This window comes from Burkholderia sp. PAMC 28687, from assembly GCF_001577465.1.
Classification (GTDB): domain Bacteria; phylum Pseudomonadota; class Gammaproteobacteria; order Burkholderiales; family Burkholderiaceae; genus Caballeronia.
In genome coordinates this window covers 960584-982348 of record NZ_CP014507.1, presented here as the reverse complement: position 1 = coordinate 982348, position 21765 = coordinate 960584, and the positions used below count along the sequence as shown (strand labels likewise).

23 protein-coding genes are annotated in these 21765 nt (G+C 60.7%); 7 read left to right on the top strand and 16 right to left on the bottom strand.

Annotated features, from left to right (window positions below; genetic code table 11):
* Nucleotides 1–150 precede the first annotated feature (150 nt).
* The gene (locus tag AX768_RS27350) at nt 151–1008 is read left to right on the top strand and encodes a formate/nitrite transporter family protein (protein WP_062003191.1); all 858 of its coding nucleotides are present in this window, start codon (nt 151–153) and stop codon (nt 1006–1008) included.
* A gap of 109 nt (nt 1009–1117) precedes the next feature.
* On the opposite strand, the gene AX768_RS27345 is transcribed toward AX768_RS27350, so the two are convergent.
* The 5 genes from AX768_RS27345 to AX768_RS27325 all read right to left on the bottom strand — a co-directional run bounded on the left by AX768_RS27345 (nt 1118) and on the right by AX768_RS27325 (nt 5052).
* Complete coding sequence (locus tag AX768_RS27345; RefSeq protein ID WP_062003190.1) at nt 1118–1426, bottom strand: hypothetical protein; 309 nt, start codon at nt 1424–1426, stop codon at nt 1118–1120.
* A 300-nt stretch (nt 1427–1726) separates the two neighbouring features.
* Nucleotides 1727–2005: a hypothetical protein gene (locus AX768_RS27340; RefSeq protein WP_062003189.1), complete on the bottom strand. Its 279-nt coding sequence runs from the start codon at nt 2003–2005 to the stop codon at nt 1727–1729.
* Nucleotides 2006–2050: 45 nt separating this feature from the next.
* Nucleotides 2051–2398, bottom strand: coding sequence for a hypothetical protein (locus AX768_RS27335; protein ID WP_062003713.1), 348 nt, complete (start codon nt 2396–2398; stop codon nt 2051–2053).
* 87 nt (nt 2399–2485) lie between these two features.
* Nucleotides 2486–4189, bottom strand: a complete 1704-nt coding sequence (locus AX768_RS27330; RefSeq protein ID WP_062003188.1) for a peptidoglycan D,D-transpeptidase FtsI family protein — start codon at nt 4187–4189, stop codon at nt 2486–2488.
* A 23-nt stretch (nt 4190–4212) separates the two neighbouring features.
* On the bottom strand, nt 4213–5052 hold the full coding sequence (locus AX768_RS27325) for an arylamine N-acetyltransferase family protein (protein WP_062003187.1): 840 nt from the start codon (nt 5050–5052) through the stop codon (nt 4213–4215).
* A gap of 207 nt (nt 5053–5259) precedes the next feature.
* Here AX768_RS27325 and zwf point away from each other — a divergent pair, with 207 nt between their 5' ends.
* The 3 genes from zwf to AX768_RS27310 are packed head-to-tail and all read left to right on the top strand — an operon-like array spanning nt 5260 to nt 8539.
* Nucleotides 5260–6813, top strand: a complete 1554-nt coding sequence (gene zwf / locus AX768_RS27320; RefSeq protein ID WP_062003186.1) for a glucose-6-phosphate dehydrogenase — start codon at nt 5260–5262, stop codon at nt 6811–6813.
* Nucleotides 6814–6824: 11 nt separating this feature from the next.
* Nucleotides 6825–7649 (top strand): ROK family protein, encoded by an 825-nt coding sequence (locus tag AX768_RS27315; protein WP_082779108.1) that lies wholly within the window; start codon nt 6825–6827, stop codon nt 7647–7649.
* A complete protein-coding gene (locus tag AX768_RS27310) occupies nt 7646–8539 on the top strand; it encodes a Cof-type HAD-IIB family hydrolase (RefSeq protein ID WP_062003185.1) in 894 nt (297 codons plus the stop codon). Before AX768_RS27315 ends, AX768_RS27310 begins: the two co-directional genes overlap by 4 nt.
* Nucleotides 8540–8685: 146 nt before the next feature.
* Here AX768_RS27310 and infA read toward each other — a convergent pair whose 3' ends face one another.
* From infA to AX768_RS27275, 8 genes are all read right to left on the bottom strand, one after another.
* Complete coding sequence (infA, locus tag AX768_RS27305) at nt 8686–8955, bottom strand: translation initiation factor IF-1 (RefSeq protein ID WP_050382773.1); 270 nt, start codon at nt 8953–8955, stop codon at nt 8686–8688.
* Nucleotides 8956–9045: 90 nt separating this feature from the next.
* On the bottom strand, nt 9046–9336 hold the full coding sequence (locus AX768_RS27300) for a hypothetical protein (protein WP_172812043.1): 291 nt from the start codon (nt 9334–9336) through the stop codon (nt 9046–9048).
* A gap of 271 nt (nt 9337–9607) precedes the next feature.
* A complete protein-coding gene (locus AX768_RS33045; RefSeq protein ID WP_144022133.1) occupies nt 9608–9886 on the bottom strand; it encodes a hypothetical protein in 279 nt (92 codons plus the stop codon).
* Between the two features lie 53 nt (nt 9887–9939).
* Nucleotides 9940–10917 carry a magnesium/cobalt transporter CorA gene (gene corA / locus AX768_RS27295; protein ID WP_062003183.1) on the bottom strand — a complete coding sequence of 326 codons (978 nt, stop codon included), beginning with the start codon at nt 10915–10917 and terminating at the stop codon, nt 9940–9942.
* A 176-nt stretch (nt 10918–11093) separates the two neighbouring features.
* Nucleotides 11094–11525: a bactofilin family protein gene (locus tag AX768_RS27290; protein ID WP_062003182.1), complete on the bottom strand. Its 432-nt coding sequence runs from the start codon at nt 11523–11525 to the stop codon at nt 11094–11096.
* Between the two features lie 88 nt (nt 11526–11613).
* Nucleotides 11614–11991, bottom strand: a complete 378-nt coding sequence (locus AX768_RS27285) for a hypothetical protein (protein ID WP_062003181.1) — start codon at nt 11989–11991, stop codon at nt 11614–11616.
* The gene (locus AX768_RS27280; RefSeq protein WP_062003180.1) at nt 11978–13063 is read right to left on the bottom strand and encodes a M23 family metallopeptidase; all 1086 of its coding nucleotides are present in this window, start codon (nt 13061–13063) and stop codon (nt 11978–11980) included. Before AX768_RS27280 ends, AX768_RS27285 begins: the two co-directional genes overlap by 14 nt.
* A 217-nt stretch (nt 13064–13280) precedes the next feature.
* A complete protein-coding gene (locus AX768_RS27275; RefSeq protein ID WP_062003179.1) occupies nt 13281–14252 on the bottom strand; it encodes a LysR family transcriptional regulator in 972 nt (323 codons plus the stop codon).
* Nucleotides 14253–14418: 166 nt separating this feature from the next.
* On the opposite strand from AX768_RS27275, the gene AX768_RS27270 reads away from it, so the two are divergent.
* From AX768_RS27270 to AX768_RS27260, 3 genes are all read left to right on the top strand, one after another.
* Nucleotides 14419–15960 (top strand): CoA-acylating methylmalonate-semialdehyde dehydrogenase, encoded by a 1542-nt coding sequence (locus tag AX768_RS27270; protein ID WP_062003178.1) that lies wholly within the window; start codon nt 14419–14421, stop codon nt 15958–15960.
* A gap of 37 nt (nt 15961–15997) precedes the next feature.
* A complete protein-coding gene (gene mmsB, locus AX768_RS27265) occupies nt 15998–16888 on the top strand; it encodes a 3-hydroxyisobutyrate dehydrogenase (RefSeq protein WP_062003177.1) in 891 nt (296 codons plus the stop codon).
* Between the two features lie 268 nt (nt 16889–17156).
* Entirely contained in the window at nt 17157–17504 is a 348-nt protein-coding gene (locus tag AX768_RS27260) for a hypothetical protein (RefSeq protein WP_062003176.1), read from the top strand.
* A gap of 98 nt (nt 17505–17602) precedes the next feature.
* Here the strand turns inward: AX768_RS27260 and AX768_RS27255 are convergent, their stop codons facing one another.
* The 3 genes from AX768_RS27255 to AX768_RS27245 all read right to left on the bottom strand — a co-directional run bounded on the left by AX768_RS27255 (nt 17603) and on the right by AX768_RS27245 (nt 21741).
* The gene (locus AX768_RS27255; protein WP_062003175.1) at nt 17603–19039 is read right to left on the bottom strand and encodes a dihydrolipoyl dehydrogenase; all 1437 of its coding nucleotides are present in this window, start codon (nt 19037–19039) and stop codon (nt 17603–17605) included.
* A 19-nt stretch (nt 19040–19058) separates the two neighbouring features.
* Nucleotides 19059–20843 carry a glycoside hydrolase family 15 protein gene (locus AX768_RS27250; RefSeq protein ID WP_082779145.1) on the bottom strand — a complete coding sequence of 595 codons (1785 nt, stop codon included), beginning with the start codon at nt 20841–20843 and terminating at the stop codon, nt 19059–19061.
* A gap of 97 nt (nt 20844–20940) precedes the next feature.
* The gene (locus AX768_RS27245; protein ID WP_062003174.1) at nt 20941–21741 is read right to left on the bottom strand and encodes an SDR family oxidoreductase; all 801 of its coding nucleotides are present in this window, start codon (nt 21739–21741) and stop codon (nt 20941–20943) included.
* Nucleotides 21742–21765: the final 24 nt, after the last annotated feature.

Here is a 21765-nt window from a genome sequence, read left to right as displayed (position 1 = left end):
TTTCAGACGGTGTAAGGATTTAGTAGGCATCTTTCCTGCTCCTGCGATGCAACCCCAACCATGGTCGGGGTGGCTCGTTCGTCCGGACTTGGCCAAGACAAGACAGCGCGACGTCGGCCATGGCCCGGCGGGCGCTGCAGGGAGCGCGCGATGCCGCAAAAGCAGGAAGCAGAACAAAAGAATCAGGAAGCAGGGTCGAACTCTCCCCATCTCGACAGCGACGAAAAGGAACAGGCCGCCGAACATTCGTCCCCGCACGCGCTCGTGATCCACGAGATCGTTCGCGAGGAAGGCGAGAATTCGATGGACCGTACCTTCTTCGCGCTGGCGTGGTCGGCGCTGGCGGCGGGGTTATCGATAGGATTTTCGTTTCTCACGCAGGCCACGCTTTTAAGCGCGTTACCCGATGAACCCTGGCGCGACCTGGTGGCATCGTTTGGATACACGATCGGATTCGTGATCGTGATTCTCGGACGCCAGCAATTGTTCACCGAAAGCACCCTGAGCGCCGTATTGCCCGTGCTCACGCGCCGCGATCTGAAGACCTTGTTGAAGACGTTCCGGCTATGGGCGATCGTGCTGTCGTTCAACCTGATCGGGACGATCATCTTCGCCGCGATCCTGCAGATCCACGGTGTGTTCTCTGACGATGTCGTCGGGTCGCTCGGCAAGCTTGCGCAGTTACCGATCTCCGGCAGCTTCGGCGTGACCGTAGTCCGCGCGATCTTCGCAGGATGGCTGATCGCGCTGATGGTATGGCTGCTGCCGAGCGCGCGCTCCGCCCGTTTCCTGACAATCCTGCTGATCACCTACACGGTCGCCGTGAGCAAGCTGTCGCATGTGATCGCGGGGTCCGTGGAAACGTCGTACGCGGTCATGACGGGCGCCGCGACCATTCGCGATTACCTGCTCGTATTCCTGTTGCCGACGTTCATCGGCAATATGATCGGCGGGATCTCGCTCGTGGCGATCGTCAATCACGCGGCGATTGCGCCCGAGATCGACTGATGCTTCTGCCTGCTTGCGAGCGGCACGCCTCCAGGGCACGCTGTTCGCAAGCAACAACATATGACCAACGAAAGCGCACTCAATGCGCGCAATGGCGAAAGCGTCGTGATTACGCCGCTTTCGCCCAAAGCCTGTTGGTCGATCTCTTGCCCCCGGATACCGGACCGCCGGGCGGCTGTGAAAACGAATCGAGAACCTTGCGCAATGCATCGATACGTTGCCGCTGAGCCGGCACGAGCACGTGTTCACCGCCTACCGCAGCAAGCCGTTCACGCCAGTAGTCCACATTCATCGCGCCTGTCGGCTTCTGGCTCATTGCGCGCAACTGGCCGATTGCGCGTTCAATGTGCTGGAGTTCCGCGTCCGCATGCGACGATGTTTTCAAGCCCCCAGATGTTGCACCCTGTTTGTTTTTCATCTGCGCCACCGTTTTTGCCGGCGTACTGCCGCGAGCGCTGCCACCTGTTTCGATGACATAGCCCGTCGTGCGTCGTCCGGCTTTTTTTCCCCTTCGCCTGCGCGCTTATCTGCGCGTCGGGCGGCCCCGGTTTGATGCGACCGTCGATGCATACTCGCCCGGTGTGGCGGCCATGCACTGTCTGGAATCGCACATTGGGCGCGCCGCTGGGTGCGCAGGGGAACACGGGAGTTTTACGGATGAAATACGCAAACGTTTTCGCGGTAAAGAGTCCGTGATGGGACGCTCGCGTAGTAAGGATTACCCGGTGCTTGGGTCGCGTGGCTTGCCGCTGCGTTTGATCTGCTCGTCCATCGCAAGGTCGAGCTTGCTCACGCGTCGTGGTTTTTCAGGCTTGAGCGCGTTCACGAACGCGACAAAATCGTCGAGCCGCAGGGGCGAGGACAGTTTTTGCTCGCCGGCGAGCGCGCGGTCGACGAGATAGAAAAGGCCGCCGCTCAGGCTGATAGCGGCGTACTGAGGATTGCCCGAGCGTGTCTTGAGGCGTTCAACGGCGTTGATGGCTTTAGTGGACCGCACGATCGGCTCGTCTGACTTGCTGTCCGGCTTTGAAAGGCGAACTCATCAGGAACCGTTGGTTCCGGGCGCGCATTTCTTGCTCGCGCCTTCGAGCCACAAGTTCGACACGTGCCGTTCGCCCGGATAAAACCGGTACGAGGTCTCGCCGTTGTCGAAGCGAACCTTGATCACATTGGAATCGCCGAATTCGAGCATCGTGCCTTGAGGAATCGGTGTTTTCTTGAACTTCGCGTCGTGCTTTTGCGCCTCGTCCGTCAGGCACTGGACGATGCTCGTGACCGATGCGTTCGTGGCGGTTTCGACTTCGGGTTGTCCGGCGTCGGCATTATGAAACTGGCCGCAGGCCTGGAGCAAAAACAAGGGAAGCGCGAGAGCGCAGGCAATCTTTTTCATGGTGTCCTTCAAAAATTCGGCCACAGCAACGTTGGGTCTGTCATACCGATTACATCACAGCGGCCTTACGATTTACGTAAAAGCGCGTCAGGCGTCGGGCGGCACGCCCAGAAGCTGCATGGTTCCACCGACAACGCCTGAAAACACCGGCCCTGCCACGGTCCCGCCGTAATACGAGCCTGCCGACGGTTCATCGATCATCACCGCGACAATCACTTGCGGGTCGCTCATGGGCGCCATTCCGACAAACGACGCACGATACTTGTTCGCAGCATAGGTTCGCCCGACCTGTTTGCGCGCCGTACCGGTCTTGCCGCCCACCCGATAACCCTCTACCGCTGCCGCACGTCCCGTGCCACGGGGCCCCATCGCGAGTTCGAGCATGTTGCGCACGGCCGCGGCCGTCGTGGCCTTGGTGACCTGAACCGGTTCCGGTGCGGCTTTGCCGCGTACGAGCGTCGACTGGCGGAATTCACCCGTGCCGGCATAAGCCGTATAAACCTGCGCGATCTGCAACAGCGACAAGGACAGGCCATAGCCGTAAGCCATGGTCGCCTGCTCGATAGGCCTCCAGCGCTGGTACGCGCGCAAGCGCCCCGTCGCCGCACCGGGGAACATCAGCTCCGGCGCCTGCCCTATGCCATATTCGCGGTACTTGTCCCAAACCGTCTGCGCGGGCAGCTTGAGCGAGAGCTTCGTCAACGCAATATTGCTCGACATCTGCACGGCCTCCGACACCGTAATGACGCCGTGATTCGATGTATCGTGGATCGTGTTCGGGCCGAGCTTGAAGGTGCCCGGCGAGGTATCGATACGGGTATCGGGGCGCACCTGTCCCATATCGATGGCAAGCGCCGCGACCAGCGGCTTGATGGTCGAGCCGGGCTCGAACGTGTCGGTGAGCGCCCGGTTGCGCAACTGCTCGCCGGTCAGGCGCGAGCGATCGTTCGGGTCGAAGGTCGGATAGTTGGCGAGCGCGAGGATCTCGCCGTTCTTGGCATCCAGCACGACCACGCTGCCCGCGCGTGCCTTGTGCCTTTTGATCGCCGCCGCCAGTTGCGTATGCGCGAGCTGCTGGATGCGCCGGTCGATGGTCAGGTGGATGGTCTCGCCGTTCTCGGGTAATTCGGCTTCGCCAATCTCCGACACAACACGCCCCAGCCGGTCGCGGATCACTTCGCGCTGACCGTGTTCCCCGGTGAGGCGATCGTTCGCGGCGAGCTCGACGCCCTCCTGGCCGTGGTCCTCGTTATCGGTGAAACCGACGATATGCGCCGCCGACTCTCCCTCGGGATAAAAGCGCTTGGTGTCTGCGACGAGCGTGACCCCCGCCAGACCCGTTTCCGCGATGCGCGTCGCCTGGTCGGCATCGACCTGACGTTTCAGCAGGACGAACGAACGCTCCGTTCCGAGCCGGCGGGCGAGTTCCTTTTCGGGCATGTCGAGCAGCCGCGCGACATGCGGCCGGGTTTCGGCACTGAAGCGCGACGGCGTCGCCCAGATCGAATAGGTTGCGAGGCTCACGGCGAGCATCGCGCCGTTACGGTCGACAATTCGCCCGCGCGTGGCGGCGAGTTCGAGTGTGCGCTGATACCGCTTTTGTCCCTCGCCGATGTAGAAGTCCTGGTTCACGACCTGAACCCACAGCGCGCGCGCCGCCAGCGTCGCGAACGCGGCGAACATCAGCATGACGATGAAAGTGGAACGCCACTGAGGCAGCCGGCTTTCGAGGACGGCGTTCTTCACGGGCGTCCGGTACGCTTCGTGAGCGCGCCTGGCGGTTTTACGCATGCTTGGGTCGGCTCGTTTGATGGTCAGGTCGCGGCGGATGCGGCTTGCGCAGCCAGGTGCTCGAGCACGCTTGCAAGTTTGGCGTCCGTCGGTAATGTGATGCCAAAGGTGTCTTCCAGCACGCCGCGCAGCTCGGCGGCCGACGTGAGTTCGCGATGCTCTTCAGCCGTGCCCCGGCGGGTCACCGTCCGGTCGAACAACGTCTGGCGTTGCCCCGGGATCACGCGCGCCACGATCAGGTGATTGACGAAGATCGAATCGGGGAGGGTGGACACGTAATGGTTCGCCATGGCGTAGTCGGAGGGCACCTGGGGTTCGAGATCGAACCGGTACACGGGCTTCCACGTCTCGCCGAGCTTAACCAGCAGCTTGAAATCGCCGCGCTCGATCAGATCGAGGCGGAAGGTCTCGTGCGGCGTGGCCTGTTCACGGCCGTTATCGAACACTAGGGGAGCGGTGAGCGTCATGCTGCCGAAACCAACGTCGGCGAGCCAGGTTTCATCCGGCGTTTCCACGAGCAGCATCATGTGCGTGCGCGGCAGCATGGCATCCGGATCGGCCCACAGCACGCGCGCTGCAAGCCCGGTCGTCTCGAATCCGATGGTCTCCAGCACTGCGCGAAACAGCAGGTTGTGTTCATAGCAATAACCACCGCGGCGCGCGCTCACGAGCTTTGCGAACACCGACTCGAGGTCGAGCCGCGGCGTGACGCCAAGCAGCGTGTCGATGTTTTCAAACGGGATGGCCTGCGGGTGCAGCCGGTGCAGCGCATGCAGCGTTTCAGCGCTCGCTTCATGCGGGCCGGTATAACCGATGCGGTCGAAATAGGCGGCGAGCTGCACCGGCGAGACTGTCTGAATCATGTGTGGAACTCCTGCCCTGATGATGGAAAAAGTCGGCCGGGCGTGCCGCCGCGAGGTGCCGACATTCTACCGGCACAGCCCGGTCTTGATTACAAATTGCATACGGCGGCGGGCATAAGCTCGCCGATTGGTCACGATTTTGAACTGTGAGACGGCTAAGATGGTCTTTAATAGGCGGTGCGTTCAACTCTTCTCTTAAAGAACCCTATGTCGACCCCACTTGCTACTGCTACGTCCTCCCCGCCGGCTCCCGGCAAACATCCTGCCCCACCATGCACGCTCGTGATCTTCGGCGCTGCCGGCGACCTCACCAAGCGGCTCTTGATGCCGGCACTGTACAACCTCTCGTCGGACGGTCTGCTCGACGACAAGATGAAGATCATCGGTGTCAATCACGGCGAGCTCGAAACCAGCGCCTGGCGTGACCAGCTCACTGAATCGCTCAAGAGTTTCGCCGCCGACAAGGCCGGCGCCTTTCATACATCCCAGCTCGACGAAAAGGCATGGAACTGGGTTGCCGACCGCCTGCAGTACGTTGCAGGCGAGTTCGAAACGGATGACGTATTCAACAAGCTAAAGCAGACTTTGGGTGAAAGTGGAAATGTCATTTTTTATCTCGCCGTCAGCTCGCGCTTCTTCAAGCCCATTGTCGAGCGACTCGGCAAGGCAGGATTACTGAAAGAAAACGATCAGGCGTTCCGGCGCGTGGTCATCGAAAAGCCGTTTGGGCATGACTACGCATCGGCGAAAGATTTGAATGAGAGCATTCTCAAGTTCGCCGGCGAAAATCAGATTTATCGCATTGATCACTTTCTCGGCAAGGACACCGTTCAGAGCATTCTTGCCGTGCGCTTTGCCAACGCGTTGTTCGAACCGATCTTCCGGCGTGAATATATCGATCACGTACAGATCACGGCGGCGGAAACCATCGGCGTGGAAGGGCGTGGCGGATTCTACGAGCAAACCGGCGCATTTCGCGACATGGTTCCTAACCACCTGTTCCAGTTGCTCGGCATGGTCGCCATGGAACCGCCGAATTCCTTCGACGCTGAAGCCGTCCGCGACAAGAAAGCCGAGATCTTCGACGCCATCCAGCCGCTGAAAGCCGGCGACGTGGTGCTCGGACAATACGAGAAGTCCGCGAGCATGCCGGGTTATCGCGAGGAAAAGGACGTTGCGCCTGACAGCCAGACGGAAACGTACGCGGCGGCGCGGGTGTATGTCGAGAACTGGCGCTGGGCCGGCGTACCGTTCTACCTGCGCACGGGCAAGCGCATGACGGCGCGGCGCACGGAGATATCGATTCAACTGAAAGCCGTGCCGTTCCTGCTGTTTCGCGACACACCCGTCGATACGCTCGTGCCGAACGTGCTGACATTGCGCATCGATCCGCAACACGGTACGACCTTCGACTTCAACGTCAAGGTGCCGGGTCCGGTGATGCAGGTCGGGGCGGTGCAGTCGTCGTTCAAATACGGCGATTTCTTCGATGAAAAACCGAACGTAGGCTACGAAACGCTGCTGTACGACTGCATGCTCGGCGACGAAACGCTGTTCCAGCGCGCGGACAGCATCGAGACGAGCTGGGCGGCAGTCGACGCCGTTCTGCATCCCGAAGGCGGTCCGTTGCCGGTTCATGGCTACGAGGCGGGAAGCGCCGGCCCAAAGGAAGCCGACGCACTGCTGCAGGCTGATGGCCGCGCATGGCGTCCGCTTGGCGACGAACACACGAAAAATGCCGGTCACAACGACAAGAACTGAGGAGAAACCTGATGGGGACAGCAGCAAAAAAGGCAGCGGCAAGCACACCGGCGAAACGCAGTGCCACGAAAGACCGCACGCACCTCGAAAGAATCCTTGCCATCGATGTTGGCGGGACGGGCCTGAAAGCGGCCATCATCGACGCGCACGGGACCATGAAGACCGAGCGCCTGAAAGTCGCGACGCCGCATCCGTGCCCGCCTGAGTTGCTGGTGGACACGCTGGTCAAGCTGGTCGAGCCGTTGATGCTGCCGTTGCCGGCGACGCATATCTCGATCGGCTTTCCTGGCGTGGTGCGCGACAACCATGTGCTGACCGCGCCGAACCTCGGCAATGAAAGCTGGCGCAACATCCCGCTCGCGCAAATGCTTTCGGATCAGCTCGGCCACCACTTGCCGGTGCGCATCATCAACGACGCCGAGATGCAGGGATTGGCGGCTATCGAAGGAAAGGGGATCGAACTCGTGCTGACGCTCGGTACAGGCGCCGGCACCGCGCTCTTCCGCGATGGCGAGCTGATGCCGCATCTGGAACTCGCGCATCATCCGGTCAGCAAGAACAAGACGTACGACGAATATCTCGGTAATGCCGCGCGCGACAAGGCGGGTAACAAGCGCTGGAACCGTCGTGTGGAAAAGGTCATCGGCATCCTGAGTTCGCTCGTGAACTACGACCGCCTCTGGATCGGCGGCGGCAACGCGGCCAATCTAAAGTTCGATTTGCCGGATAACGTGAAAGTGGTGTCGAACGAAGCGGGCATCGAAGGCGGCGCGCGTCTCTGGCATCCGCGTTCGGTACGCGAAACGCGGCAATTGCCGCCGGGGACATTCGAATGATGCCCAAGGGTTTGAAGCTGACCAAACGCTCACAGGACGACTCCGATCGCGCGGCGGAGGCGTTATCGAAGGTCGAACTCGTGATCACCGATTGCGACGGCACGCTGCTCTACACCGATAAAACCCTCGGCGAGCCCGCAAAGGAAGCCGTGCGCAACCTGAGCGCCGCGGGCGTGCGCTTTACGGTTGCGAGCAGCCGGCCGGGCAAGGGCATGCGCACGATCGTGGATACGCTCGGTATCAAGACGCCGTTTGCCGCGTTCAACGGCGGCAAACTTGTGGACCCCGCCGGCTGGAAGACCATGAACGCGCATTGGCTCGCGCGTGATGCCGCCGAAATTGCGCTGGAAAGCCTGGCGCGCGACGGGATCGATGCGTGGGTGTTTATCGACGACCAGTGGTACATCACGAATCCCGCCGGCGAGTACGTGCCACTCGAGCGCCGGACCGTGGGATACGACGCGGTGGTGGTGAAGCGGTTCGAGGACATCGACCTGGGTTCCGTTGAGAAGATCGTGGCGTCGACCAGTAACGCGGCTTTGCTCGAACGCAAGGAAGCCGAGTTTGCAGGCACGTTGAAGGGCCAGGCCACTGCCATGCGTTCGCAAAGCTATTACCTCGACATCACGCATCCGCTCGCCAACAAAGGTGAAGGCATCCGCGAACTTGCGCAGCTTGCCGGCGTGGCGCTGGAAAACGTGGCGGTGCTGGGGGATATGCAGAACGACGTCGCCATGTTCGATGTTGCGGGCGTGTCGATTGTGATGGGGCAGGCGTCGGCGCAGGTGCAGGCAAACGCCACCTTCGTATCGTCGACAAACGACGAAGACGGGTTCGCAGTGGGCGTGAACGGATTGCTCGCGGCCCGGAAAGGGGAAAAAGTTTTTTGACAGACGGGAGAGCGACATCGGCGCCATGCGATGCTGCCTGACAGCATCCAGCGGCGGCGCCGACGAAGCCTGGCTCTCGGCGTTGCTGCGTTGTTACCTGTTGCCCACGGCGCGCATTGACGCGTGCCTTATACGGACATCCGGTCTTAACGGCGACGCATTTGCGGACGCGGTCCACCGCCGCCGGTAGCGCGCTCGTCCTTGTGCCGGAAGTTGATCCGGCCTTTCGTCAGGTCATACACCGACAATTCCAGCGTCACGCGGTCACCAGCAAGAATCCGGATGTGATTCTTGCGCATGCGGCCCGATGCATACGCGCCCACGACCACGCCGTTATCCAGCGTCACGCGGTAGCGGCTGTCGGGAAGCACTTCGTCAACAATGCCGTCCAGCTCGAGTAATTCTTCTTTCGCCATATAAAGCTCCTTAATTCGTCGTTCGATGCGATTGTATGCGAGACCAGCATGCAACCGCGATGCCTTTTATCGGATATCAATCACCGATAGTCACAGATCTGCAACAGACTGTCCGTCGATCTGACCGTCGATCAGCTTTTCCGCATGCAACAAGCAGGCCCGCCGCGCCTGTCCGCCATTTTCGAAACTTCCGTCCTGCTCGATGCGGAACACGCGGCTTTCGCCCGTGGCTTCTTCACCAGCCGGCGGCGCGCGGCAGATACGCACCGATGCTTCGTAACCGGTATCGGCTGCACGAACCGCTGCGCCTTGACGTGCTCCGCGCGGGTAGATCAGCGGGTGAATTTCGTAACCCTTGTACGTCTTAAGCGGCTTGACCAGTTCTTTCATGTTTCGTGAATTCCTGTATTGCGCCCGCCCGGGCATCGAAATAGTGCATTCGATGCGTCACAACCCCGCCGACGGCCAGTCCGGGCGCCTCGGCGCTCGCGGTCGATCAGCGGTTTCGAGCAAAAAATAGCGCACGGCGCACTCGGGGTGCAGCCGTTCGCCGGGCTGTAGGTGTCGAAGAACGCCGGGGTAAAGCGCGCAATACCGTGAGTCATACACGATATAACGCATGGACTAAGCCATCCGCCGACGTCGCTGCTGTTTAAACTTTGAAGACGACTCTGAAGACGAGTGCCTGGCCGCGTTTCGATGCGAAGCCTGCACTGCCGGGGCGATGACACTCAACCAGAACTTGCGCTGAAATGCCGGGTGGATCGCTGCTGCCGTGGCGAACACGCTGCGCCAAGGCGCACTGTGTAATGTTAGACAGCAAATCAGAAAAAAGTTCTGCTGTCGCCGGAGGCCCCGCCTCTCGATGCTGCAATGCTGACGTGGCCTCAGACCTGAGCGGCTCGTCCGCTTTCGGATCAATGCTGCTCATTCGCGCCCGCCGTCCCGCTGCTTTCCGGCAGCATCGAAAGATCCATTATACCGTCATAGCCAGCCCGCCTTGCGGAACCGCCAGCAAAGGAAGATGTCGACCAGCAGCATCACGGTGATGCACGCCGGATAGCCATATGCCCAGTCCAGTTCCGGAATCTTGTGGAAATTCATGCCGTAGATGCCGGCAATCATGGTCGGAACCGCAAAAAGCGCAGCAAATGACCCCAAACGTTTGGTCACCTCGCTTTCCGCCAGCGAAATCAGCCCCAAATTGACTTGGATGGCGGTGACGACCATTTCCCGGCGTCCCTCGATGGTCTTCACAATGCGCTGCAGATGGTCGTAGACATCGCGGAAATAGTCCTGCATGCCGTCGCAGACGCCCGGCGCGCGGCCGCCATAGAGTTTGCTGACCGCCTCCAGCAACGGCGCCGTGTGATGCTGCAGCAAGACGAGGCGACGCTTCAACGAATACAGGTCTTCGATGATCACCCGCGACGCCGCCGAGCCATTGCGCTCGAAAATGCGCTCCTCGAGTTCATCGAGTTCCGATCCGAGCGCTTCCAGGATGGGGAAATAGCGGTCGACGACGTTATCGATCAGGGCGTACATCACGAACGCCGGGCCGTGCTTGAGCAGATGCGGCTCGCGCTCGCAGCGCGTGCGCACTTCCTGGAAACCCTGGCTGGTCCGGTTGCGCACCGAGAGCACGTAGTTCTGGCCCACGAACACATTGATCTCGCCGACCACGAGTTCGTCCTCGGCGTCGAGTTCGACCGTGTGGAGCACGCAAAACAGCGAATCCGTGTATTCCTCGATCTTCGGACGCTGGTGGCCGTGCTGGGCATCTTCCACCGCGAGTTCATGCAGCCCGAACTGGTGCGTCATGTGCGCGAGTTCGCCGGGACCCGGGTCTTTCAAGGCGACCCACACGAAGCAGTCGGGAACATCCCGATAGGCGGAGATATCGTCGATGGGGACATCGGCGAGCTTGCGGCCATCTTGATAGGCCGCGCAATTGACCAGCATGTAGTCCGCCCTTCTTACACGGTAATGAAACCGGCGCGGCCCACCCCGCACTGATACTGGATGCGTGGTGAAGCCGTCCGCCGGAACTTCCGTGAATCTTAGCGGATTTGCGAATCTGCCCAAGGCGAGGGCGCGTATCGGGTGGCCGGCGGGCGGCGCCGGCCACGAGGTGAAGCCTAACTGTTCGAATAATCCGATGCCATCTCGGAACTAAGCCGGGGCGTCTCGACCGGCGCCAGTGTGTTGTCACGCTTCGTGAGCTTGCCTTCCACCGACGCGCCGACATCCATGCGCAGTTGCTGGTAATAGATGTTGCCGTTCACGTGCGCGTTCGATTGCAGTTCCACGAAATGCTCGACGGTCACATCGCCATTGATGGTCCCGTTGATCACGATGTCATAGGCCACGACATTGCCCGTGATCGATCCCTGGTCGCTGACGACCAGCAATGTCTGCTCGCCTGGACGCCCGGTCACGTTGCCCTTGACATGTCCGTCCATGCGCAGCCCGTCACTGAATTCGAGATTGCCGGCGATCTGGACATCGTGTGCGATCAGCGTGGCAAGCTTGGCCTGGCCGACGCCGGTGTTTTTTTTTGCTTTGAACATGGATGACCCCTTTCTGGTCTGGATTGCGATTTCGATACTGGCCGCGTGCAAGGCGCGTGGCCGGCGCCTGGAAGCCCTGGATGCTGCGTTAGTTGGATTTGTCGCGCTGGCGTTTGATGAACGCGAGATCAGTGCGCATCTGATGCATTTCGGCCGCACTGTCGGTTGCCTGCTGCTGCAGCACGAGCCGCGTCGCGACCTCGTGATCGAGCGCGATCTGCGCCTTTGCGAGCTGTTCGCGAATTTCACGCTCGGACATGGGCGGTGCGCACAAGGCATCGGCTTTCTTGCTGTTTTCCCGCGATGTCACGAGCGCAAAGCCTGCTGCCGCGAGCGCTGCGGCGGCGCACGCGGCAGCAAGCAGGCCGAGCATGATCATGGCCCAGCTCGGCCCCCGGCGCGAAGTCAGCGAATAGGTGCGGCGCGTGAGGCGATGCGTCGCCCGGCGTTTGTCAGCTTGCGGCATGGGAAGTCGGCTTGAAGAGCGCGAGATAGTGCTTGGGATTGACCTGCGTTCCGTCGACGATCACCTCGAAATGCAAGTGCGGTCCGGTCGAGCGGCCGGTGGAACCGATTTCGCCGATCTTCTGGCCGGGCATCACGAGGTCGCCGACCTTCACGAAGATCTTCGACGTATGACCGTAGCGCGTCACCATGCCGGTGCTGTGCTGGATATCGATTGCATTGCCGTATCCGCCGTGCGGTCCCGCCTGGATCACGCGGCCGCCCGCGCTTGCGAAGATGGGCGTGCCTGACGGCGCGACGAGATCCATGCCTGGATGAAAACTCAGATGCTGGTTGAACGGATCGATGCGGTTGCCGAACGGCGAGCCAAAGCGTGCCCCTGGCGCGGGTTGCCGGCCGGGAAAAGCCATGTACGAGGCGTAGTGCGCGAAGACGGCGTCGTCGAGCTGGTTGAGGGTTGTATCGAGGCAATCGAGTGCGTTTTGCGTGCGGCGCAGGCGCTGCGGCGCCGAGCCGGTCTGCGTGGCGCGCTGGGCATCGCAGAGCCTTGCGGGGAGTGCCGGACCGCCCTCGGCGGCGTCGGTTGCACTCGCCTGCGCGGGCGGTGACGCCGGGCGTCGGGTGTTCGTCGCGGCGCTGTCTTTCGGACGTCGTGGGGGCAATAACGGACCACCGGCGCTGTCGAGCGGCGATTCGTCGTCGTTGTCGGGCAGCGGCGGCACGTTGTGGATATCCGGACGATCGGCTGCGCGCCGCGACGCCTTCAACTGCGCTTCGAAGTCCTGCAGTTCGTTGACTTGCGTAACGAGTTGTCCCACGCGCGGTTCGAGATGGATGAGCGTTGCACTGATCTTGCCGAGCTCATCGATTTCGTAGGAGCGGCGCTCGGCCTGCGCTTTTTCTCCGGCTGCATGCGTGTTGCCCATTGCTGCGCCAATTGCAATGCCAAGCGCGAGCGCAGCGAGAACCATTGCAATGACGGCGATGATCACCATTGTGCGGACCGTGCGCGCTTCGACGAACCGGACACGCTGGTTCGACATGGTCCTTCGCGACCAGATGACGAACGCCATCAGTGCACCGGGCGCGACGCGCGCAAAGGCAAAATAACGTTCACCAAAACAGAAACACTGGCGCGTGTTCGAAGGTTGAAATTGAGATAAATGAAAGTCACGTCCATGTGAAAACGCCGCAGCGGGGCTACGGCGAGAGGCCTTATGGGCGGACGATTATGCGCCAACTATCCAAATGCGTATCTCATATATAAGGGTTGCTCAATAAACGCGAAATTCAGGGCTGCGCCGTTTCGCTCCACAGCATTTCACGGGCTTCGCCCATGAGCAGCGGACGGTTCAATTCGGCCACTGTGCGCAGGAAATCCCACACTGCCGTGATGCGTTTCAGTTTGCGCAAATCCTCGCGGCAGGAAAGATAAAACGCACGCGTGACGACGATGTCATCGGCGAGTACCGGTTCGAGACGCGGGTCCTGTGCGGCCATGAAACACGGCAGGATGGCGAGCGCGCGGTCCTGCAATGCAGCGTGATATTGCGCGATCACGCTGGTGCTGCGCCAGTTGGAAACCGCACCCGGAATGGCACGATCGAGATAGAGGAGTTCGTAGCTGAAAGCGAGGTCGTCGATGTAGCTTGCGAAGCGGTGCGTCCTCAGATCTTCGACTCGATGCACGGGCTCATGCTGTGCGAGATATTCGCGCGTGGCGTAGAGACGCAAGCGGTAGTCGCAGAGTTTCGTGTAGACGGTCTGCCCGTGTTCGGGGCGCTCGAGTGTCACCGCGATATCCGCTTCGCGTTTGGACAAGCTCACGAAATGCGGGACCGGCAACAGGTCGATGGAGATCTGCCTGTGCGTGTCCTGAAAGCGCGCGAGTTGCGGCGCGAGAAAAAAGCAGCCGAAGCCTTCGGTGCATCCCACGCGCACGTGGCCGGACAACGCGTGCCCCGAGTTTGCGATGTGTTCCGTCGCGGACTGGACCGTGGTTTCCATGGCATCGACGTAGGCAAGCAGGCGCTGGCCTTCCGCAGTGAGGATGAATCCGCCGCTGCGGGATTTGTCGAAAAGGAGGGTGCCCAATGCGTCTTCGAGCGCGCGGACGCGGCGCGCGACGGTCGTGTAGTCCACACCAAGACGCTTCGCCGCGCCGCTCGCCCGCTGCGTCCGCGCGACTTCGAGGAAGTAACGCAGGTCGTCCCAGTTCAGGTTATGCAGGTTGTGTGCGGTCGATGGCGTGCTTTTTTGCATATCGGATGGGTGTTTCTATCGATACTTTAGAGAGATTTGCATAACTATACTGACGTTATTCAAATAAACGGAGACGACATTTCCTCTTGGCGACCTCGCGCGGGTTTTCCTGTAGCAATGGTCCGCGTCTTCCGCTTGCTTGCCCCTTCCTTCAGGAGACTCCCACATGAATACCGCTGCTGACCGCCCGGCGCTCGCCGAACACACCGCTTCCGTACGCACGGCCAAATTGCTGATCGATGGCAAGTTCGTGGAATCGACCACGAAGGAATGGCGCGACATCGTCAACCCCGCCACGCAGGAAGTGGTCGGACGCGTACCGTTCGCGACGAAAGACGAAGTCGATGCCGCAGTGGCATCGGCGGCGAATGCGTTCAGGACGTGGCGGCTGACGTCGCTTGGCGTGCGCATGCGCGTGATGCTCAAGTTCCAGGACCTCGTGCGCCAGAACATGAAACGCATCGCGCAGACGCTGACGGCCGAGCAAGGCAAGACGCTGGCGGATGCCGAAGGCGATATCTTCCGCGGGCTCGAAGTCGTGGAGCATGCTTGTTCCATCGGCACGTTGCAGCAAGGGGAATTTTCGGAGAACGTCGCGGGCGGCGTGGATACCTACACGCTGCGCCAGCCGATAGGCGTCTGCGCCGGCATCACGCCGTTCAACTTCCCCGCCATGATCCCGCTCTGGATGTTCCCGATGGCGATCGTCTGCGGCAATACGTTCGTGCTCAAGCCATCGGAACAGGACCCGTTGTCGACCATGGAACTCGTCGAACTCGCGCTCGAAGCCGGCGTTCCGGCGGGCGTCTTGAACGTGGTCCACGGCGGCAAGGATGTGGTCGATGCCATCTGCACGCATCCCGACATCCGGGCCATATCGTTCGTCGGATCGACGCATGTGGGTACGCACGTGTACAACCTGGGCAGCCAGCATGGCAAGCGCGTGCAGGCCATGATGGGCGCGAAGAATCACGCCGTCGTCCTGCCCGATGCCAACAAGGAGCAGACCCTCAACGCACTTGCGGGCGCCGGGTTCGGCGCGGCAGGGCAACGCTGCATGGCGACGTCCGTCGTGGTGTTCGTGGGGGCGTCGAAGGACTGGTTGCCGGATCTGGTCGAGCGTGCGCGCGGATTGTCTATCAACGGCGGCACGGAGGCGAATACGGATGTCGGGCCCGTTGTTTCGCGTGCGGCGAAGGAGCGCATTCTCGGTTTGATCGAAGCAGGTGTGGGCGAGGGCGCAACGCTTTCGCTCGATGGCCGCGGCGTGGAAGTGAAGGGCTATGAGAAGGGTAACTTCATCGGCCCGACGATCTTCTCCGATGTCACCACCGACATGACCGTCTACAAGCAGGAGATCTTCGGCCCGGTGATCTGCGTGCTGGAAGCAGCCACGCTCGATGACGCCATCGCCCTCGTCAACCGCAATCCCATGGGTAACGGCGTTGGCCTCTTCACGCAAAGCGGCGCGGCGGCGCGCAAGTTCCAGAGTGAGATCGACGTGGGCCAGGTCGGCATCAATATCCCGATTCCCGTTCCGGTCCCGTACTTCAGTTTCACCGGTTCGCGCGGATCGAAACTCGGCGATCTCGGCCCGTACGGCAAGCAGGTCGTGCAGTTCTACACGCAGACGAAAACGGTCACATCGCGCTGGTTCGACGACGCCACGGTCAACGACGGCGTGAACACGACTATTTCGCTTCGCTAAGCATTTTCCGCACAGAACAATAACCAGGAGATACGCCATGGAAATCGGTTTTATCGGGCTCGGCAACATGGGTGGCCCCATGGCCGCCAACTTGCTGAAGGCGGGACATTCGCTGACGGTGTTCGATTTATCGAAGACGGCCTTGCAGGCAGCCGTCGACTCCGGCGCGCGGACTGCCGTATCGCCTCGTGAAGCGGTGCGCGAGGCCGAGGTGGTGATCACCATGCTGCCCGCGGCCGCGCACGTCAGGGCGGTCTATCTAAACGACGACGGCGTGCTCGCGGGCGTGCGCGCAGGCGTGCCGCTGGTGGACAGCAGCACGATCGATCCGGCGACCGCCCGCTCGATTGGTGAGAGCGCGGCAAAACATGGCAACCCGTTCGCCGATGCCCCCGTGTCCGGCGGCACGGTGGGCGCGCAGGCCGGTACGCTGACGTTCATGGTCGGTGCAAATGCCGAGTTGTTCGAAACGCTCAAGCCGGTGCTCGCGGGGATGGGCAAAAACATGGTGCAGTGCGGTGACACCGGCACCGGCCAGATCGCGAAAATCTGCAACAACCTCCTGCTAGGCATTTCGATGATCGGCGTGGCCGAAGCCATGAAGCTGGGCGCTTCGCTCGGAATCGATCCGAACAAGCTTGCCGGGATCATCAACACATCGACAGGTCGTTGCTGGAGCGCCGATACGTGTAATCCCTACCCTAACGTGCTGCCGAACGCGCCGTCTTCACGCGGGTATACCGGGGGATTTGGCGCAGACCTGATGCTCAAGGATCTGGGACTCGCCGTTGATGCAGCGCGTCAGGTGAAGCAACCGATCCTGCTTGGCGCGCTTGCACAACAGCTTTATCAATCAATGAGCATGCAGGGCTTGGGCGGGCTGGACTTCTCCGCGATCATCAAGCTGTACAGTAACGAGGATGCCTGACTAAACCGCAATAGTGAAAGTACGTCTGTAGGTGCTTTATTAAGCTGCGTTGCAACATGTCGAACGTCCGCGTCATATGGGACAACGACATGGGGAATACGATGATTCGCTTCTTCTGAAATTGGCCTATTCTCAAAGCACGACGTTCATGTCTCCGTCTTAATTAATAAGTAGATGACGAAGTCAGCGAAGCCGCTTTGGAATACTCATTAGGTTTAACCTAGGCCGGCAGCAATACCGGCGGCAAGCCAGGATCAAGGAGAGCCAGATGCAAACAACTCGTCATTTCCACATGGAATTGCGTCACGCAACAATGCCGACCTACGTGTTCAGTTATCTGTTCCCGTTGGTACTGGCGGTGTATGAGCTATGGCGCGTAGGGTCGTGGGTCGCAGTCCGCGGATTCAACTTCACGGACTTCAGCGCGATGAGTTATGAGTTCGCGCTCATGCTGGCCGTGTTCCTGATGCAGGTCGTGGTCGAGATCGCATTCATGGCTGCAGCCATGCTGACCAAGCATCATGATGTGGCGCATCGCGCAGGCAACTTGCTGCTCGGCATTTTCTGTTCGGTGGTCGTATTGGGTTTCGACCTCGCGTTGCAATATGCGATGTAATTCTTAAAATCGCTTTGGGTTCTCGCAGCAAAGAAAAGCCCGTTTGAACATAAGGTTCAAGCGGGCTTTTTATCGTGCTGCCGAAGTGTGCAAGCGTTTCAGCAACCCACTGCGCTCGCGAGTTCCGGCGCCTTCTCCGCGCGCGCCTCGAAGCACTTCTTGTTTGCTTCCTTGAGCGCGGTGCGCAAGCCTTCTTCAACGACCGGGTGGTAGTAGGGAAGCTTCAACATGTCTGCCACGCTCAGTTCAAGTTGCAATGCCCACGCGAGCAGATGACCCAGATGTTCGGCGGCCGGCCCGCAACCCTGCGCGCCGAGCAGCTTGCCCGTTTTCGCATCCGCATAGACATGCAGCAGGCCGCGATTTTGTCTCAGCACGCGACTGCGGCCTTGCGTTTCGAATGACATGCTGCCGGTCACTGTCATCTGTTTATCGAGGTCCTCGTAGGACGCGCCCACGATCGCCACTTGCGGCTCGCTGAAGACCAGCGAGAACGGTACCTTCCGCTTGACCGTCTGCACGTTGGGGAAATTTGCCGCGTTGTCGCCCGCGAGCTTGCCTTCGTCGGCGGCGTCGGAGAGAAAAGGCCGCGTACCGTCGCAATCGCCGGCAATGAAGATGTTGCTGTCGCCACATTGCATCGATTGTTCGTTGAAGACGGGAACACCCTTCTTGTCGAGTTCGATACCCGTGGTGTCCAGTCGCAGGTTGCCGAGCGTCGGCTTCCTGCCGGTTGCGGCCAGGACAAGATCGAAGCGCTCGGTGCGATCGCTGCCATCGAGCGATTTGAAGCGGATGGTCGGTTCGCCTTCCTGCATCGACTTCTCGTGGACGGTTGCGTCCGGGTCGAGATAGAACTCCGCCTGCAGCGCTTTGACCAGCGCATCGCGCACGGGGGTATCGGTAAGCGCGCCTACCTGGTTTTTCTGGCTGAACATGAAGACGTCCACGCCGAGCCGCGCAAACGCCTGGCCCAGTTCCAGCGCGATAGGACCTGCGCCGAATACAGCGCAACGTTTGGGCAAGGTCTTCAACTCGAAGACCTGGTCACTGGTGATGAGCCGGTCGCCGAAAATCTTGAAGTCGTCGGGAATGACGGATGCCGATCCGGTCGCGATGACCACGCTCGTGGCTTCAATGCGCGTTGCATCATCGACGATCAGTACGTTGCGTGACTCGAAACGTGCGTGTCCGCGAATCACCGTTTCCGGCGGGAACGAAGCGATTTCCTCCAGCACACCCTTGACGAAATGATCACGTTCGCTGCGCACGTAAGCGAGCACGTGATCGCCGTTCGCTTCGAGATCGTGCGTGCCTTCAATACCTCTTGCCGCCTGATCCTTGGCATCGTGCAGGCCGTTTGCTGCTGCCAGCAAGAGCTTGGATGGCATGCAGCCCACCCGCGCGCACGTGGTGCCGAAATCGGCGCCTTCTATGATCACTGCTTCCTTGCCCGCACTGCGTGCCGCACGATACGCGGCCATGCCCGACGTTCCCGCCCCAATGACGGCGACGTCCACCTTGATTTGCTTCATCAGTACCCTTTGAGTGTTTCTACGACCATTGCGGATGTTCGCCGCCGAGGCTGCGGTCTAGCTGGAACGCTGCGCTGATCAGCGCCAGATGCGTCAGTGCCTGCGGGAAATTGCCGAGCGCTTCTCCGCTGATGGCGACTTCCTCCGAATAAAGCCCCACGTGATTTGCATACGCGAGCATTTTTTCGAAGACGAGCCGGCCTTCGTCCACACGGCCTGCGCGCGCGAGCGCCTCCGCGTACCAGAACGAACAAGCGCTGAAACCGCCTTCTTCTCCGGGCAAGCCATCGAGTGAATCGCCGCGGGTGTAGCGAAAGATCAGAGGATCAACGCCGAGCTCATTGCCGATTGCATCGAGCGTCGTAAGCCAGCGCGGATCCTTCGGTCCTATGAAGCGCACGAGCGGCATCATCAGCGTGGAGGCATCGAGCGTTTTCGAATCCGGCGTCTGCACGAAACTCTTGATCTCATCGTTCCAGAAGTTCGTGTAGATGTCCTCGTGAATCGCGTCGCGTACCGCATTCCATTCCTGGAACGGAGCGGGCAGCGAGCGCTTTTGCGCAAGGCGTATCGCCCGGTCGAGGGTGACCCAGCACATCAATCTCGAGTGCAGTAACGGCCGGCCACCGTTGCGGAATTCCCAGATGCCCTGGTCTGGGTTCTGCCACTTCTGCGCGACGAAGTTGACGGTGCGCGTGACGTGTTGCCAGCCATCGTAGGAGATGGATTCGCCATACTTGTTGTAGAGGTAGATGGCGTCGAGCAACGCGCCGTACACGTCGAGCTGGGTCTGGTCGCGCGCGCCATTGCCAATCAACGGCGGCTCCGTGCCGCTGCCATAAAGGGTATCGACGGCTTCTTCGTCGGGCGGTGCTTCGCCGTCGACGGCGTACATCACGTTGAACGATCCATCGGAGTCGCATTGCTTGTTGCGCTCGGCAATCCAGTTCTTGAAGTCGCGCGCTTCGCCAACGTAGCCGAGGCGCAGCAGCGCGTAGACGGAGAACGCGGCGTCGCGAATCCACGTGTAGCGATAATCCCAGCGGCGGCCGCCGTCGGGCGTTTCCGGCATGCCAAAGGTCGGTGCGGCGATGATTGCGCCAGTCTCGCGTGAGCTGAGCAGCTTTAGCAGCAGCGCGGAGCGCATCACGACCTCGCGATAACGCCCGTGATAAGTCGATTTCGCTGACCAAGCCCGCCAAAAATCGATGGTGTCGGAAAGCGCCTGCTTGCACGGCAGTTCGCCGCGAGCGGGCTCTGTTTCGCCGCCAAAAAGGAAGCACGCCGTCTCGCCTTCCTTGAGTTCGAACTGCGCGACAGCATCGTTTCCATCGATTCCCAGCTCGATTGTCGAGTCCAGTGTCAGCGCGTCGATCCCGCCCGGGTTCTTGCCTGAGGGCGTGAAGCGGATGGTGTTCTTATCGACTCGAGCGGCTTCGTGGCTGCCACGGGCGTAGTCGAAGCGCGGCGCGCAGTGCATGCGCACGGACATGTCGCCGTACTTCGCGCGGATCACGCGAACGACGCAGTTCGACTCGCCTTTCTCGTCCTCATCGTCTTTCGATACCGGCATGAAGTCGACAAGCTCGCACACCGCATTGCCCGACATGAAGCGCGTCAGCAGCACGTTGGTCTCAGGCAGATACATCTGCCTGGTGCGCGCGATCTCGAAGGTCGGCGCAATGGTGAAGGCGCCGCCGCGCTTTTCGTCGAGCAACGCCCCAAAGATGGTCGGCGAATCGACACGCGGAAAACACATGAAATCGATCGAGCCTTCCGTGGACACGAGCGCCGTCGTGCGCATATTGCCGATCAGACCGTGCGCATCGATAGGAATGCCGTGCGAGGTCGGCGCATCCGTCTTGGCCGGGCTGTCGTCGTGAGCGTCCTGCGTGCGCGGATCAGCCATTGTCAGCGAACCCTGGATACAAGGTCATGCCGCCGTCCACGAACAACGTGGTGCCGGTCACGTAGTCGCTTTCGTCGGATGCTAGCCAGACCGCCGCATTGCCGATGTCCTCCGCTTCTCCAATGCGGCCGTAGGGTACGAGTTCGAGCAGCTTCTTGAGCGCGTCGGGGTTGTCCCAGGCCGACTTGTTGATCGGCGTCTGTATCGCGCCGGGAGCGATCGAGTTCACGCGGATCTTGTGCGGTGCGACTTCCTGTGCGAGCGATTTCATCATCATCTGGATGCCGCCCTTCGACGCCGCATAGTTGACGTGCCCCGCCCAGGGAATGACCTCATGAACCGAACTCATGCAGATGATCTTGCCCAGCGCTTTCGATACCGGCCGCGGACCGCGTCGAAGAAATTCGCGTACGGCACGTTGCGCGGTCATGAACTGGCCGGTGAGATTGAGGTTCATCACCGCGTTCCAGTCCGCAAGCGACATGTCGATGAACTTCGCGTCCTTCTGCACGCCGGAGTTGGCGACCACGATATCGACCGTGCCGAAGCGTTTGACGAGGGTATCGAACATGGCGTCGATGTCGGCTTCGTCGGAGACGTCGGCCTGGATCGCGATCGCCTGGCCACCGGCCTGTTCGATTTTGGCAGCGAGGCCTTCGGCCTCTTCACCATGTGAGTGGTAGTTGATGGCGACGCTCGCGCCAGCTTCGGCGAGCGCGAGCACGACTCCGTAACCAATGCCGGAGCTGCCGCCGGTTACGAGCGCGATTTGACCTGCAAGTCTTTGAGCCATGGCGTTCCCTGATTCGATGCGAAG